The 15,637-nt window shown below is 70.8% G+C and carries 14 protein-coding genes and 1 pseudogene; 8 read left to right on the plus strand and 7 right to left on the minus strand.

Annotated elements, in window-relative coordinates; all coding sequences use genetic code 11:
• The 4 genes and pseudogenes from kdpB to Q8A52_RS47840 all read right to left on the minus strand — a co-directional run.
• A partial coding sequence (gene kdpB / locus Q8A52_RS47825; RefSeq protein ID WP_316764907.1) for a potassium-transporting ATPase subunit KdpB occupies window positions 1-1,757 on the minus strand: 1,757 nt, incomplete at its 3' end.
• Window positions 1,754-3,418 (minus strand): potassium-transporting ATPase subunit KdpA, encoded by a 1,665-nt coding sequence (kdpA, locus tag Q8A52_RS47830; protein WP_316764909.1) that lies wholly within the window; start codon window positions 3,416-3,418, stop codon window positions 1,754-1,756. The genes kdpB and kdpA, both read right to left, overlap by 4 nt.
• Window positions 3,419-3,425: 7 nt before the next feature.
• Complete coding sequence (kdpF, locus tag Q8A52_RS47835) at window positions 3,426-3,515, minus strand: K(+)-transporting ATPase subunit F (protein ID WP_016434100.1); 90 nt, start codon at window positions 3,513-3,515, stop codon at window positions 3,426-3,428.
• 234 nt (window positions 3,516-3,749) lie between these two features.
• Window positions 3,750-4,013 (minus strand): annotated as a pseudogene (locus Q8A52_RS47840) (amino acid permease); the annotation flags it as partial.
• 349 nt (window positions 4,014-4,362) lie between these two features.
• Here Q8A52_RS47840 and Q8A52_RS47845 point away from each other — a divergent pair.
• Window positions 4,363-4,710, plus strand: a complete 348-nt coding sequence (locus tag Q8A52_RS47845; RefSeq protein ID WP_316764911.1) for a hypothetical protein — start codon at window positions 4,363-4,365, stop codon at window positions 4,708-4,710.
• A gap of 18 nt (window positions 4,711-4,728) precedes the next feature.
• Here Q8A52_RS47845 and Q8A52_RS47850 read toward each other — a convergent pair whose 3' ends face one another.
• Window positions 4,729-6,621: an NAD-binding protein gene (locus Q8A52_RS47850; protein ID WP_316764913.1), complete on the minus strand. Its 1,893-nt coding sequence runs from the start codon at window positions 6,619-6,621 to the stop codon at window positions 4,729-4,731.
• A gap of 1,320 nt (window positions 6,622-7,941) precedes the next feature.
• Between Q8A52_RS47850 and Q8A52_RS47855 the strand changes: the two genes are divergently transcribed.
• Window positions 7,942-9,900, plus strand: a complete 1,959-nt coding sequence (locus tag Q8A52_RS47855) for an APC family permease (protein WP_316764915.1) — start codon at window positions 7,942-7,944, stop codon at window positions 9,898-9,900.
• A gap of 125 nt (window positions 9,901-10,025) precedes the next feature.
• Window positions 10,026-10,544, plus strand: coding sequence for a hypothetical protein (locus Q8A52_RS47860; RefSeq protein ID WP_316764917.1), 519 nt, complete (start codon window positions 10,026-10,028; stop codon window positions 10,542-10,544).
• Here the strand turns inward: Q8A52_RS47860 and Q8A52_RS47865 are convergent.
• Window positions 10,522-11,121, minus strand: a complete 600-nt coding sequence (locus Q8A52_RS47865; protein ID WP_316764919.1) for a DUF1707 SHOCT-like domain-containing protein — start codon at window positions 11,119-11,121, stop codon at window positions 10,522-10,524. The two genes, Q8A52_RS47860 and Q8A52_RS47865, sit on opposite strands and share 23 nt — an antisense overlap.
• A gap of 117 nt (window positions 11,122-11,238) precedes the next feature.
• Between Q8A52_RS47865 and Q8A52_RS47870 the strand changes: the two genes are divergently transcribed.
• Window positions 11,239-11,634, plus strand: coding sequence for a TOBE domain-containing protein (locus Q8A52_RS47870; protein WP_316764921.1), 396 nt, complete (start codon window positions 11,239-11,241; stop codon window positions 11,632-11,634).
• Between the two features lie 18 nt (window positions 11,635-11,652).
• Here the strand turns inward: Q8A52_RS47870 and Q8A52_RS47875 are convergent, their stop codons facing one another.
• A complete protein-coding gene (locus Q8A52_RS47875) occupies window positions 11,653-12,027 on the minus strand; it encodes a hypothetical protein (RefSeq protein ID WP_316764923.1) in 375 nt (124 codons plus the stop codon).
• Between the two features lie 208 nt (window positions 12,028-12,235).
• On the opposite strand from Q8A52_RS47875, the gene modA reads away from it, so the two are divergent.
• From modA to Q8A52_RS47895, 4 genes are all read left to right on the plus strand, one after another.
• Window positions 12,236-13,063 (plus strand): molybdate ABC transporter substrate-binding protein, encoded by an 828-nt coding sequence (modA, locus tag Q8A52_RS47880; protein WP_316764925.1) that lies wholly within the window; start codon window positions 12,236-12,238, stop codon window positions 13,061-13,063.
• On the plus strand, window positions 13,060-13,920 hold the full coding sequence (locus Q8A52_RS47885; protein ID WP_316764927.1) for an ABC transporter permease: 861 nt from the start codon (window positions 13,060-13,062) through the stop codon (window positions 13,918-13,920). Before modA ends, Q8A52_RS47885 begins: the two co-directional genes overlap by 4 nt.
• A 166-nt stretch (window positions 13,921-14,086) precedes the next feature.
• On the plus strand, window positions 14,087-15,178 hold the full coding sequence (locus tag Q8A52_RS47890) for an ABC transporter ATP-binding protein (protein WP_316764929.1): 1,092 nt from the start codon (window positions 14,087-14,089) through the stop codon (window positions 15,176-15,178).
• Between the two features lie 28 nt (window positions 15,179-15,206).
• A complete protein-coding gene (locus Q8A52_RS47895) occupies window positions 15,207-15,626 on the plus strand; it encodes a TOBE domain-containing protein (protein WP_316764931.1) in 420 nt (139 codons plus the stop codon).
• Window positions 15,627-15,637: the final 11 nt, after the last annotated feature.

The raw sequence follows: 15,637 nt of genomic DNA on the forward strand, positions 1-15,637 counted from the left end.
ATGAGCTTGGTCGGGTTGGAGTCGAGGTCGACCATGTTGCCGGCCTCCTTGGCGGCCGACGTACCCGTGTTCATCGCCACGCCGACGTCCGCCTGGGCGAGGGCCGGGGCGTCGTTGGTGCCGTCACCGGTCATCGCGACCAGCTTGCCGCCGGCCTGCTCCCGCTTGATGAGGGCCATCTTGTCCTCGGGGGTGGCCTCCGCGAGGAAGTCGTCGACGCCCGCCTCCGCGGCGATCGCCTTGGCCGTCAGCGGGTTGTCACCCGTGATCATGACGGTCTTGATGCCCATGCGGCGCAGCTCGTCGAACCGCTCCCGCATGCCCTCCTTGACAACGTCCTTGAGGTGGATGACACCCAGCACGCGGGCGCCCTCGGTGTCCTTGACGGCGACCAGCAGGGGGGTACCACCGGCCTCGGAGATGCGGTTGGCGATGCCGTCCGCGTCCTCCGCGACGGTGCCGCCCTCCTCCTGCACCCAGGCGATGACCGAACCGGCCGCGCCCTTGCGGATCTTCTTGCCGTCGACGTCAACACCCGACATACGGGTCTGGGCGGCGAAGGCGATCCACTCGGCGTGCGCCAGCTCTCCCTGGTGGCGCTCGCGCAGGCCGTACTTCTCCTTCGCCAGGACGACGACGGAGCGGCCCTCGGGCGTCTCGTCGGCCAGCGACGACAGCTGGGCGGCGTCGGCGACCTCTGGCTCCGTGGTGCCGCGCACCGGCACGAACTCGGCCGCCTGCCGGTTGCCCAGCGTGATGGTGCCGGTCTTGTCGAGCAGCAGCGTCGAGACGTCACCGGCGGCCTCGACCGCGCGGCCGGACATGGCCAGGACATTGCGCTGGACCAGGCGGTCCATGCCCGCGATACCGATCGCGGAGAGCAGCGCGCCGATCGTCGTCGGGATCAGACAGACCAGCAGGGCCACCAGCACGACCATCGTCAGGTGGGTGCCCGCGTAGTTGGCGAATGGCGGCAGGGTGGCACAGGCCAGCAGGAAGACGATCGTCAGCGACGCCAGCAGGATGTTCAGGGCGATCTCGTTCGGCGTCTTCTGCCGGGCCGCGCCCTCGACGAGGTTGATCATCCGGTCGATGAAGGTCTCGCCCGGCTTCGTCGTGATCTTGATGACGATGCGGTCGGACAGGACCTTCGTGCCGCCGGTGACCGCGGACCGGTCACCGCCGGACTCGCGGATGACCGGGGCCGACTCGCCGGTGATCGCCGACTCGTCCACCGAGGCGACGCCCTCGATGACGTCACCGTCACCCGGGATGACGTCACCGGCTTCACAGACGACGAGGTCACCGATCTTCAGCTCGGTGCCGGGCACCTGCTCCTCACGGTCGCCGCCCAGCCGCCGGGCCACCGTGTCCGTCTTGGCCTTGCGCAGGGTGTCGGCCTGCGCCTTGCCGCGGCCCTCGGCGACGGCCTCCGCCAGGTTGGCGAAGATCACGGTCAGCCACAGCCAGGCGCTGATCGCCCAGCCGAACCAGTCGCCCGGGCCCTTGAAGGAGAAGACCGTGGTCAGCACCGATCCGATCCACACCACGAACATCACGGGCGACTTGATCATCACCCGCGGGTCGAGCTTGCGGACGGCGTCCGGCAGCGACTTGATCAGCTGCATGGGGTCGAACAGGCCCGCGCCGACACGTCCTTCGGCCGGCTTGTGCCCGGTGGGTACGTCGCTGTGCGGCGCCCGGGTCGGGGTGGCTGCGGACATGGAGTCCTCTTGCTTCTCTGTGCGAGTGGTCATGACGCCAGCCCCTCGGCCAGCGGGCCCAGCGCCAGGGCCGGGAAGTAGGTCAGACCGGTGATGATCAGGATCGCGCCCACCAGCAGACCGGTGAACAGCGGCTTCTCGGTGCGCAGGGTGCCCGCGGTGACCGGGACCGGCTTCTGCTCGGCGAGCGAGCCGGCCAGCGCCAGCACGAACACCATCGGCAGGAAGCGGCCGAACAGCATGGCCAGGCCCAGGGAGCTGTTGAACCACTGGGTGTCCGCGTTCAGGCCGGCGAAGGCCGAACCGTTGTTGTTGGCGGCGGACGTGTAGGCGTACAGGATCTCGGAGAATCCGTGCGCCCCGCTGTTGGTCATCGAGTTGCCCGGGGTGGGCAGCGCCATCGCGAAGGCGGTGAAGACCAGCACCAGCGCCGGGGTGATCAGGATGTAGACGGCCGCCAGCTTGATCTCGCGCGAACCGACCTTCTTGCCGAGGTACTCGGGGGTACGGCCGACCATCAGACCGGCGATGAACACCGCGATGACCGCCAGGATCAGGATGCCGTAGAGGCCGGAACCGGTACCACCGGGCGCGATCTCGCCCAGCATCATGCTGAGCATGGTGATGCCGCCGCCGAGGCCGGTGAACGAGGAGTGGAAGGAGTCCACCGCACCGGTCGAGGTGAGCGTGGTCGCCACCGCGAAGATCGACGAGCCGCCGACGCCGAAGCGGGTCTCCTTGCCCTCCATCGCGCCGCCGGCGATCTGGAACGCCGGGCCGTGGTGGGCGAACTCGGTCCACATCATCAGGGCCGTGAAGCCGAGCCAGATGGTGGCCATGGTCGCGAGGATGGCGTAGCCCTGCTTGACCGAGCCGACCATGATGCCGAAGGTGCGGGTCAGCGCGAACGGGATGAGCAGGATCAGGAAGATCTCGAAGAGGTTCGTGAACGGGGTGGGGTTCTCGAACGGGTGGGCACTGTTGGCGTTGAAGTAACCGCCACCGTTGGTGCCGAGCTCCTTGATGGCCTCCTGGGAGGCGACGGCGCCGCCGTTCCGCTGCTGCGAGCCGCCCAAGAACTGCCCGACCTCGTGGATGCCGGAGAAGTTCTGGAGGGCGCCGCAGGCGACCAGGACGACCGCGGCGATCGCGGCGCCCGGGACCAGGATGCGGATCGTGCCGCGCACCAGGTCGGACCAGAAGTTGCCGAGCTCACCGGTGCGCGAGCGCGCGAAACCGCGCACCAGCGCCACGGCGACGGCGATGCCGACGGCCGCGGAGACGAAGTTCTGGACGGCGAGACCGGCGGTCTGCACGACGTGGCCCATGGCCTGCTCGCCGTAGTACGACTGCCAGTTCGTGTTGGTCACGAAGGACACGGCCGTGTTGAACGCCTGGTCCGCGTCGATGGCCCGGAAGCCGAGCGAGCCGGGCAGGGAGCCCTGGATCCGCTGCAGCAGGTAGAGGAAGAGGACGCCGACCGCGGAGAAGGCGAGGACGCCGCGCAGGTACGCGGGCCAGCGCATCTCGGTGTCGGGGTTGGCGCCGATGCCCTTGTAGATCCACTTCTCGACGCGCCAGTGCTTGTCGGAGGAGTAGACCTTGGCCATGTAGTTGCCGAGGGGGACGTAGGCGAGGGCCAGCGCCGCTATCAGCGCGAGCAGCTGGAGGAAGCCGGCGAGTACGGGACCCATGTCTGTCTCAGAACCTCTCCGGGAAGATCAGGGCGAGGACGAGATAGCCCAGCAGGGCGACGGCCACGACGAGGCCGACGATGTTCTCGGCTGTCACAGCTTGGTCACCCCCCTGGCGATGAGAGCCACCAGCGCGAAGGCCGCGATCGTGGTGACGACGAAGGCCAGATCGGCCATCGTGAACTCCTGGGATGAGGTGCGGATGAGGAGGGGGAAGTCCGGACGCTTGGAGGAAACCGCCTGGTCGGCCGAATTCGAGCGCCGTTGACGGGTCCCTTACGGCGGCCGATACGGCTTTGACGGGACCCTTACGGAGACCGTGACCGGCGCCTCAGGACAGCCGGAACCGCAGCCTGCAGATCACCGCGTCGGTCTCCCGCCGCACGGCGTGGGCGACGACGCCGCCCCGCTGGTTCTGCAGCAGCCGCTGCCACAGCCGCTCCGGTTCGGTCTCCGGGATCAGCACGGTGACCTGGGTGGCGGGCTCCGCCGCGGTGACCTCACGGACGTATGCGGCGATGGGGCGGCCCAGGCTGCGGCGCTCGCACGCCAGGCGGACCAGCGGCACCCCGGGGTCCCACTCCGTCCCGATCCGGCCGCACCCGGCGGCTCCTTGCGCGTACTCGCGCCGAACCCCGCGACCTTGACGTGCTCTTGACGGGAGTGTGACGTGCGCAACGCCCGTCCGCGCTGCGTCGGCATCAAGAAGGGAGGGTGCCTCGTCAGAGTCGCGTCAAGGCGGGGCGAAGCTGCGTTCTCCCAGCTCCCGGGATCCCTACGCTCGGGCGCATGGAGCGCCGCGTGCTGTACGACCGCCGCTGGGCCGAGGATCTGAACAGCTCGGTCCGCTGTTCCGGCGTGCTGCTCGGCATGCTGTTCCTGACCGACTGGGCACGGGCGACCTCACCTGGTGGCGCGGCTCCCTGTGGGTCACGCTCGCGCTGGTGCTGCTCCTGGTCCTGTTCCCGGCCCGGGTCTCGGTGGGCGAAGGCCTCGCCTCCCGGCGCCTGGCGCGCACCCGGCGGGTGCACACCGACGTACTGGTGTCCGTGCGCTGCCTGGACGGCGTCTCCCGGCGCCTCGTCCTGCGGGACGCCTTCGGCGACCGGGTCGAGATCGACCCCCAGATCCTGGTGGACAACCCCGGCCTCTGGTACCGCCTCGACGCCGACGCCCGGAAGTCCGAGCGGTCCGGGACCCTGCTGTGCGGGACGACCGCGCTGCGCCGCGTCTCGGAGAGGATCGAGCGGGAGACGGCGCTGTGCGTGTTCAAGGCGTCCGGACTGGAGTAGGCCCGACGCCGCCGTTCCTCACCCCCGCCGCCCCGCCGGATGCGGCCGCACCCCCGTCATCAGGATGTCGAGACCGCGCCGTGTCGTAGCCAGGACCACCCGGTCACCCGCCCGCAGCACCCGGCCCTGCCCGGGGCGCCAGTCGAAGCCCGGCCGGTCCGGGCGGAGTCCGGTGAGGGTGTCCATGGCGGACGACGGCACCGGCCCGGCGGCCGCCCCCACGGCCAGCACCCGCCACTCGTTCTCCCGGAACGCCTCGTGCACGGACCGCCCCTCCAGCTCGGGGTGCCCGGCCACGTCCACACAGGTGAACAGCAGCGAGCCCCGCTCCACGGGCATCACGCCCAGCACATGGCGGCCCATCATGGCGGCGGCGAAGGAGGGCGCGGCCAGCGCGGAAACGCTTCGGCTGCGGGTGAGTGCCTCCGGATAGGAGGCACGCAGGGTGCGCTGCACGGTCGCGGCGAAGTCGTCGTCGTACAGCCGCATCACCACCCGCACGTCGGGGTTGGTCTCCCGGACTGCCATCACGATGTCGAGGTTCTGTCCGTCGTCGCGGGTGAGGACGAGCAGTGACCGGCTGGCTCCGACGCGGGCGAGTTCGAGCACGCCCGGGGCGGCCGCGTCTTCCAGGACGAGCGGGATGCCGAGTTCGCGGGCGAGTGAGATGCCGCGCGCCTGCGGGTCGCGCTCGATGGCCACCACCTGGTGGCCGGTGCTGCGCAGCCGGGCCAGCACCCGGGTGCCGACCATGCCGAGCCCGACCAGGACGATGTGGCCGTTCACGTCGTCGTCGGGCGGATGGCTCGCGGAGGCGGTGCGGAAGGCCTCCGTGGCGTTCATGGTCGCGGCGACGACGAGCGGGAGCACGGCCAGGCCCACGAACCCGGCGATCAGCTGGAGCACGCGCCGCGCGACCGACTCCTCGGTGGCCGGGTCGCCCATGGTGAAGATGTCCAGCAGCGGCAGGTAGACGTTCTTCCACCACGGGTGCTCGTCCGCGAAGAGCGCGGTGGCGGTCGAGAGCGCCACCACGAAGGCCGCCAACGCCCCGTAGACGGAGGCGAGTTGATGAGAGAGCAAGACCCTCCACGGCAGGTGGGCGAGCCGCGCCCGCAGCCAGCCGCGGAGGTGGCGGCCCCGGGTGCGGGCCGCAGGTTCGGGGGTGTGGTGCACGACCTCCTCCAGCATCAGCCGGCCGTGCGTGAACTGCCCGTGGTAGGCGGTCTGCGTGTCCGGCAGCAGCTGGGTGCCGTCCTCGCCGGGCGTCTCCGCGCTGTCCTGGCTCGCCGGATCGTCCTGATGAGCGCCGGACAGCACGGCGAGAGTGGCCAGGTCGGTGGCGTGCGGCGGCGTCCCCGCGGGCCGTACGACACCGCGGAAGACCTTGCCCTCGACCTGGAGGGTGTGACCATGCCCCACGGCGGCGGCCGCGACCAGTTCGGGTACCGCGGTGTCGGCGTCGGAGAGCACTGTGGTGGACGTGTCCTGTGCCGCGTCGTCGCACAGTCCCGCCGCACGGTCGAGCAGCCGCTCCAGATGCCGGCCGCGCTCACGGTCGAACATACGGACCACCAGCCGTACGGAGGGGTTGAGGGTGCGGGCCAGCAGGGCCGCCGTCATGTTGACCTGGTCGTCGCGGTAGGTGAGGGCGAGCGCGGCGGCACGCTCGACACCCGCGGCCCGCAGGGTCCGCTCGTCGGGGCGGGCGGAGACGAACAGTTCGACCGGGGAGTCCGGGTCACGGTGCAGCGCGGCGACACCCGCGCCGTACTCGTCGCTCCCGGAGGGCAGCACGACGGTGACGATCTCACCGCACACGGCGTCCAGTTCGAGGGCGAGCCGGTGGGCGAGTCCGTCGTCGCCGCAGATCACCATGTGCTGCGCTCTCTGCCCGGGCTCCGTGCGCATGGGGAGGGTTGACGTCACATCAGGCTGAACGGCGTAGGTCGCGGGGCCGGTTCCGGCCGGGCACCGGACCGGCCCCAAGAATGCGTCAAGAACATGCCAAGGACGTCCACACGGAGCGCGAGCCGATCAGTGTGCGACCGGATCCGGCCACGAGCGGTCGCTCTTGACGCTCCCCTGACGCCTCCTCATGCGGGTTTGACGCGGCCTTGACGGCCCCCTCGCCCGTCCGTACGAGATGCGCAAATTCCTTGCTGAGCAGGGCTGTTCAGGGGGCGCCCGCGGATAGATGCGGTGTCGGCCGCCCGAAGAGGCCGCAGGCGTCAGCGGCCTAACGGCTCCGGACTCCCCATCCGAATTCGGATCGAGGCGGGGGCGGCCGAAGCGCCCGTTCCCAACGACCGGCACCGGCGCACGTCGTTCTGTCGTCGTCCGATCGCCGGCCGCGAAGGGCCGTGCGGTGCCGGGGCCCGGCACCGCACGGTCCTTCGCGGCCGGCCGTCCCCGTCACCTCACGAAGGTCTCCATGTTGCGCGCCGCTCCCGAGCAGGCCCCGCCGTCCCGTCCGGAGTCGAGAGGAGGTTCGAGACGCCGGACCACGAGCGGGCTGTTCGAACCTGGTCAGGAATCCGGTCCTTTTAGTGGTGTCGGTGGGAGCCGCCCCGACCACCCTGTCCGCGCTGCTGCACCCCGCCGTCTTCACCTGGGTCATCAGCGCCTGGCTGTGGCTGACGGTCGTCTTCGCGGGACGACCGTGCCCGGCCTTGGCTGAGCCTCGCCCGATCGGGTGGCTGGGCCGTCAGGGGCTCGTATGCGCACGTCAGGAGCCCGTCAGAGGACGGCCCATCGACGCGTACGGCCACCTCCCCAGCTGGAACGGCTCGGTCCACAACCGCGTCGGCCGGCTGCTTGCCTGGACCGCCGGCTTCCGCCTGGAGCGCGAGTACGTGCACTACGCGGTCGGCGGCCCGCTCGCCTGTGAGCGGATCGGCGTAGGAGTCGTGCCCGTACCGGAGGAAAGGGAACGCACGTGCGCAGGCCGCCACGGGACGTCCCGGCTGCCGAGGGGGCGGGGCGGCGATGACGCTCGGTGTCCGTCCCCCGGGCGGGGCGGCCGGTCTTCCCCCATACAGTCCAATGCCGGACGATCGCGTCCCGGCCTCCGCTTCTTGATGCGCGACCACCGCCCGCCAGGCCATTCTTAACGCAAGTTTGACGCCTGCGGCCCTCTCATCCGTGGGCCCACGCGTCACGCTCTGCATACGCTGGTGCCGCCGTCCGCGTGATGGCCGGAAACACACGAGCCGCACAAGGAGCAGGCTGATGGCCACGACCGAACACCCTCCGCCCAGTCGCCTGCGGGCCTGGATGCTGGAGGGCCTGTCCGACATGGGCAAGGGGGCGGGCCACCACGGGGAAGCGCAGGCCGAACCGGAGCCGGCTCACAAGGGCCAGCGATGGTGGCGGGTCATGTGCCTGACCGGTGTGGACTACTTCTCCACCCTCGGCTACCAGCCGGGCATCGCGGCCCTGGCGGCCGGCCTGCTGTCGCCGATCGCCACGATCGTGCTCGTCATAGTCACCCTGGCCGGCGCGCTGCCGGTCTACCGGCGAGTGGCCGAGGAGAGCCCGCACGGCGAGGGCTCCATCGCCATGCTGGAGCGGCTGCTGTCCTTCTGGCAGGGCAAGCTGTTCGTCCTGACGCTGCTCGGCTTCGCCGCCACCGACTTTCTGATCACCATCACCCTGTCGGCCGCCGACGCCTCCACCCACCTGGTGGAGAACCCGCATCTGACCAACGTCCTGCACGGCCAGCAGTTGGTGATCACGCTGTTCCTCGTGGCGCTGCTGGGCGCGGTCTTCCTCAAGGGCTTCCTGGAGGCGATCGGCGTCGCGGTCGCCCTGGTCGGCATCTACCTGGCGCTGAACGTCGTCGTCGTGATCGTCGGCCTGTGGCACGTCGCCACGGCCGGCCATGTGGTCACCGACTGGACGAGCGCCCTGACCGCCGAGCACGGGAACGTCTTCGTCATGATCGGCCTGGCCCTGGTCGTCTTCCCGAAACTCGCCCTGGGCCTGTCCGGCTTCGAGACCGGCGTCGCCGTCATGCCCCATGTCGAGGGCGACCCGAGCGACACCGAGCAGAGGCCGGCCGGCCGGATCCGGGACACCAAGAAGCTGCTGACCACCGCCGCCGTGATCATGAGCGTCTTCCTGATCACTACCAGCTTCATCACCACGCTGCTCATCCCGGAGAACGAGTTCAAGTCCGGCGGCCAGGCCAACGGCCGTGCGCTGGCCTACCTCGCGCACGAGTACCTCGGCAATGCCTTCGGCACGGTGTACGACGTCTCGACCATCGCGATCCTCTGGTTCGCCGGTGCCTCCGCGATGGCGGGTCTGCTCAACCTGATGCCGCGCTATCTGCCCCGCTACGGCATGGCGCCGCACTGGGCACGCGCCGTGCGCCCCATGGTCATCGTCTTCACCCTGATCGGCTTCCTGGTCACCTGGCTCTTCGACGCCGATGTCGACGCGCAGGGCGGCGCCTACGCGACCGGTGTGCTGGTGCTGATCAGCTCCGCGGCGATCGCGGTGACCATCGCCGCGCGCAAGGCCGGACAGCGCAACTGGTCGATCGCCTTCGGGGTGATCTCCGCGGTGTTCCTCTACACGACCGTCGTGAACGTCATCGAGCGTCCGGACGGTGTGAAGATCGGTGCCTGCTTCATCGCCGGCATCATCCTGGTCTCGCTGCTGTCCCGGCTGGCACGGGCCTTCGAGCTGCGTGTCACCCATGTCGAGCTGGACAGCATGGCGGAACGATTCGTCCGGGACATGGCCAGCCGCAAGATACGGTTCATAGCCAATGAGCCCGACCGGCGGGACAAGGCCGAGTACCGGGACAAGATCGAGCAGATCCGGGAGGACAACGACTTCCCGGAGCAGGAGGACTTCGTCTTCGTCGAGGTGACGGTCACCGACCCCTCCGAATTCGAGGCGGGGCTGATCGTACGCGGCGAGGTGCTCCACAACCGCTACCGCGTCCTGACCCTGGAGTCCTCCTCCATCCCCAACGCCCTGGCGGCGCTGCTCCTCCACGTCCGCGACTCGACGAGCTGCACCCCGCACATCTACTTCGAGTGGACCGAGGGCAACCCCTTCGCCAACTTCTTGCGCTTCTTCCTCTTCGGCCAGGGCGAGGTCGCCCCGGTCACCCGCGAGGTGCTGCGCGAAGCGGAGCCGAACCCCGCACGGCGCCCGCGCGTGCACACCGGCTGAGACGGACGGCGGTGGATCCTGACGGCCCGCCCGGCCGTGAGGATCGCGTCAAGATCCGGCCCGACGGCGTCAGAGCTCCATCAGCGACCCGAGTCCCGGCCCGGCCGGGGCCTTAGCGTCGGCTCATGCGACGGAACGGACCTCTGAGCCCGACCGGCGACCGGCACTGGCGCGGCAGCGCCCGGTTCGCGGTGGGCTGCGCCCTCGCCTTCCTCTGCATGACCCTGCTGGTCGACTGGGACGCGGGCACCCTGACCCGCCTGCGAGCCCTGCTGTGGATCGCTCTGTCCGCCGCCGCCTGCTACGTCCTGCTGCCGCATCGCGTCACCACCGGCCCGGGCAGGCTGTCGGTGCAACGTCTCGCACGGCGGCAAACGGTCCGCACCGACGCGCTGGTGACCGTACGGCAGTACGGCGACGTCTCCTCGCACCTGGTCCTGCGGGACGCCCACGGTCACCGGGTGGAGGTCGACCCCCGCACCCTCGTCGCGAACCCCCTGCTCTGGCACGAGCTGGACACGGGTGTCCGCCGCTCGCTGGAACAGGGAACGCTCCGGGAGGGCGCGGACGTGCTGGAGCGGCTGGGCCGCGAGATAGACGACTCGACCGCGCGGGCGGTCCTCAAGGCGTCGGGGCTTTCCTGACCCATCCCCCGCGCGGTGGACGTGCCACGACCCGGCCGTAGCTCATACGGCCGCACACCTCCACGCGCAGGACGACCGGCGTCCCCGGGTCACCGGCCGGACGCGTCTTGATCTTGGCGTAGCCGAGCACCAGGGAGTCGGTGTCCACGACGACGCCCGGCCGGGTCACCAGCCGCAGCGTGCCGCCGCGCATGTCCAGGTCGATGCGCAGGGTGTCGTGCGCGATGACCGCCCGGGTGAAGTCGAGCGTCACATCGCCCCAGGCCGACTCGACCTCCATCCGCCGCGGCACCACCCAGTCGTCGCCGCGGGAGGCCGAGCCGCCCTGTTGTTCGATGCGGACGACGTCCTTGACCGGGGCGGCCTCCTCCGCATCGGGCAGGTCCGCCGTCAGGTCTGCCAGCTCGCCCAGCGTCCGGGCCGACAGGGCGGCCTCCACTCGCTCGTCGAGCTCCTCGGCGCTGAGTCTGCCGTCCCCCGCGGCGACGGTCAGCACCTCCACCACCCGGTCCCGGTCCGCGTGCGAGGCCCGCACCCCGGGCGACGCACCCTTGCTGCGCAAGAGCTCGGCCGACATTCCCTCACCCCGATCAGGCCGTACGGACACGTCCACACGAACTAACGCTATATCGCGTTATACCCAACGGCCAACCCCACGTCCACCGTTCCCGCCTGTAGCCCTATCGTGATCCGCATGCAGTCCTACACGATCGGCCAGGCGGCACGGCTGCTCGGCGTGAGCCCGGACACCGCCCGCCGATGGGCGGACGCGGGCCGGATGACCACCCACCGCGACGAGGGCGGGCGGCGGCTCATCGACGGCAGGGACCTGGCCGCGTTCTCGGTCGAGCTCGCCAAGGCGGGAGCGGCCGAGGAGGACGCCTCGTACACCTCGGTCCGCAACGCCTTCCCCGGGATCGTCACCGCGATCAAGCTCGGCGACGTCGCGGCTCAGGTGGAGATCCAGGCCGGCCCGCACCGGCTCGTCTCCCTGCTGACCCGGGAGGCGGTCGAGGAACTGGGCCTGGAGGTCGGCATGGAGGCCACGGCCCGCGTGAAGTCGACGAACGTGCACATCGACCGCGTCTGAACAGCGGCGGACGTCCGCCTATGGAGCCGCCGCCGGCGCGCGACCGGGTACGTCCGGCGCCGCTCCCCAGCGGTGGTAGCCCCCGTCCACCCTTATCGCGTTGATGCCGCTGATGTGCCGGCCCCCGCAGCGGTCCTGGGGTAGCACCAGTTGCGGTCCGGCCCGGTCCAGCGGCGTGTTGTCGATGCCGACGGCGAGCAGAACCGGTGCGTGGGCGAAATCGGGGTCGATCTCGGCCCAGGACAGCAGGGCGTGATGCCCGCGCTGCGTCCCGCTCGTCGCGCACTCGAAGCTGACCTGCACCCGGTGCTGAGGCCACAAGAGCAAATCGGGCACGGTCAGCCGGGCCGGCCGGGCCAGGTCGCCGGTGAGGGCGAGTTCCGCGGACGTCACGTGCGACCACCTCCCGCATGACCGTACCCGGCAAGGCCCCCCGTAGAAACGCACATGCATACCGCAATCAACGATGATGCCAGCTCATGCGATGCAACAGGAGACCTGCGCCTTGCATATGCGGCAGTATCATCGCCGCACGGCCGTGAATCGGCGGCCGTGGAAGGGCGCGACAGCTTTTCCCGAAAGAACAGAGGAGTAGATCGTGATGACCCGTTCCGCGCGCCGGACCCGGCGGATGCTGCAGGTGGCCGGCGCAGGAGTCGCAGCCCTGTTGGCGCTGAGCGCCTGCTCCTCCTCCGACGACTCCTCCGACTCGTCGGCCAGGTCGGACGCGTCGACGTCCGCCTCACCGAAGCTGTCCGGCACGGTCACCGTCTTCGCCGCCGCCTCGCTGAAGGAGAGCTTCACGACCCTGGGCAAGGAGTTCGAGAAGCAGCACCCGGGCACCAAGGTCAGCTTCAACTTCGGCGGCAGCGACACCCTCGCCGCCAGCATCACCTCGGGCGCCCCCGCCGATGTCTTCGCCGCCGCCAGCCCCAAGACCATGGCGATCGTGACGGACAAGAAGGACGCGGCCACCACGCCCGCCACCTTCGTCCGCAACCAGCTGGAGATCGCCACCCTGCCGGGCAACCCGGACAAGGTCGCCTCCCTTAAGGACCTCACCAAGTCCAGCCTCAAGGTCGTCCTGTGCGACAAGACGGTTCCGTGCGGCGCCGCCGCGCAGAAGGCCCTGGACGCCGGCAGCCTCAAGCTCACGCCGGCCTCCTACGAGGAGGACGTCAAGTCCGCCCTCAACAAGGTGGTGCTGAAGGAGGCCGACGCCGCGGTGGTCTACAAGACCGATGTGAAGGCGGCGGGTGACAAGGTGGAGGGCGTGGAGTTCCCCGAGTCGGCCAAGGCCATCAACGACTACCCGATCGCCCTGCTGAAGAACGCCGACAACGCGGCGGCGGCCAAGGAGTTCATCGCGCTCGTGCAGTCCGCCGAGGGCCAGAAGGTCCTGTCCGAGGCCGGGTTCCTCAAGCCGTGACCTCGCTGGACAAGACCGGTGCCGCGGACACCCTGACGGGTGGGCCGCGGCGCCGACGCGTCCGGAATGGCGGCGCCGGCCGTGGAGTGCCGCTGCCGCTGCTGCTCCCCGGCGTGGCGGCCCTGGCGTTCCTGCTGCTCCCGCTGGTCGCCCTGCTCGTCCGGGCCCCCTGGAGCAGCATCCCGAACCAGCTGACCAGCCCCGAGGTGTGGCAGGCGCTCCGGCTCTCCCTGATCAGCGCGACCGCGGCCACCGCGGTGAGTCTGGTCCTGGGCGTGCCGCTGGCCTGGCTGCTGGCCCGCACGGAGTTCCCGGGACGCGGCTTCGTACGGGCCCTGGTGACCCTGCCCCTGGTCCTTCCCCCCGTGGTGGGCGGTGTGGCCCTGCTCCTCGGGCTCGGCCGCAACGGCGTCGTCGGTCAGTGGCTGGACTCCTGGTTCGGGATCACGCTGCCGTTCACCACGGCGGGGGTCGTGGTCGCGGAGGCCTTCGTCGCGATGCCGTTCCTCGTGATCAGCGTCGAGGGCACCCTGCGCGCCGCCGACCCGCGCTTCGAGGAGGCGGCCACCACACTGGGCGCCTCCCGCTTCACCGCGTTCCGCCGCGTCACCCTGCCCCTGATCGCCCCCGGCATCGCCGCCGGCTCCGTCCTGGCCTGGGCACGCGCGCTCGGCGAGTTCGGCGCGACGATCACCTTCGCGGGAAACTTCCCCGGCCGCACCCAGACCATGCCGCTGGCCGTCTACCTCGCCCTGCAGAACGACCCCGAGGCGGCGATCGCCCTCAGCCTGGTCCTGCTGACCGTGTCGATCGCGGTCCTGGCGGGACTGCGCGACCGCTGGCTGACGACGTCGTGAACAACACAGGTCGCCGTACGATCGTGTGCGAACGCACCACCACGGCCGCGGTCGCCACCGGTGCGGCCCCCGCCGGCCCCGGCACCGGTACGAATGCCCCCGTTCCCGCGCCGCACCGCGCCCGACAGGCGGCCGACAGCCCGCTCGACTCCTGGATGTGCGCCCCATGACCGACATCGACGACACCACCGCCGGCCTCGTCGCCGAAGGCATCCGCGGTGCCGGGCTCGACGCACGGCTCGTCGTCGACCAGGGTTCCTTCCAGCTCGACGTGGCGCTGGCCGCCGCCCCGGGCGACGTGGTCGCGCTGCTCGGCCCGAACGGCGCCGGCAAGACCACGGCCCTGCGGGCGCTCGCCGGTCTCGTACGGCTCACGGCCGGGCATCTGCGGCTGGACGGCACCTCGCTGGACCGTGTTCCGCCGGAGTCCCGTCCGGTCGGCGTCGTCTTCCAGGACTATCTGCTCTTCCCGCATCTGTCCGCCCTGGACAACGTCGCCTTCGGCCCGCGCTGCCAGGGCGCGACCAAGGCCGAGGCCCGGGCGCAGGCCGCCGCCTGGCTGAAGCGCATGGGCCTGGCCGAGCACGCCGGTGCCAAGCCCCGCCGGCTCTCCGGCGGCCAGGCGCAGCGCGTCGCCCTGGCCCGCGCCCTGGCCACCCACCCCCGCCTCCTGCTCCTGGACGAGCCGCTCGCCGCCCTCGACGCCCGCACTCGCCTCGAGGTGCGCGCCCAACTCCGCCGCCACCTGGCCGACTTCGAGGCCGTCGCCGTCCTGGTGACCCACGATCCGCTGGACGCGATGGTGCTCGCCGACCGGCTGGTCGTGATCGAGCACGGCCGCGTGGTCCAGGAGGGATCCCCCGCCGACATCGCCCGCCGTCCGCGCACGGACTACATCGCGCAGCTGGTCGGTCTGAACCTCTACAAGGGCACCGCCGACGGCCACACGGTGCGCCTGGACGCCGGTCCCGCCATCACGACCACGGAAGACATCACCGGATCGGTCTTCGTGGCGTTCCCGCCGGGCGCCGTCACCCTCTACCGGGACCGCCCCACCGGATCCAGCGCCCGCAACCTCTGGCGGTGCGAGGTCGCCGGCCTGGAGACCCACGGCGACCAGATCCGTGCCGACCTCACCGGCGACCTCCCCCTCGCCGCCGACCTCACCACGGTCGCCGCGGCCGAACTCGACCTGCACCCGGGCGCACCGGTCTGGGCGACGGTCAAGGCGACGCAGACCCACGCATACCCGGCATAGGGCGCCCGGAGCCCTACGGTGGGTGCTCATGACGCTGAGCATCCGCAATCAACTCCCCGGCACCGTCACCGCCATCACCCCCGGCGAGGTGATGGCCACCGTGGGGATCCGTCTCGCCGGCGGTCAGGCCCTCACCGCGGCGATCACCCTGGAGGCCGTGCACGAACTCGGCCTCGCTCCGGGCTCCGCCGTACGGGCCCTGGTGAAGTCGACGGAGGTCGCCCTCGCCACCGGCCCGGTCGATGGCCTGTCGATCCGCAACCAGCTCCCGGGCACGGTAACCGACATCGCCACCGGCAGCGCGATGGCCTCGGTCAAGCTGGCCTTCGACGGCGGCGCGCTGACCGCCGCGGTCACCAGGGACGCCGTCGCCGACCTCGCCCTGACGGCCGGGTCCCCGGTCGTCGCGCTGATCAAGGCGACCGAGGTGTCCCTCGCCACCGCGTGACACACGAGGGG

Source organism: Streptomyces herbicida (assembly GCF_032656585.1).
Lineage (GTDB): Bacteria > Actinomycetota > Actinomycetes > Streptomycetales > Streptomycetaceae > Streptomyces > Streptomyces herbicida.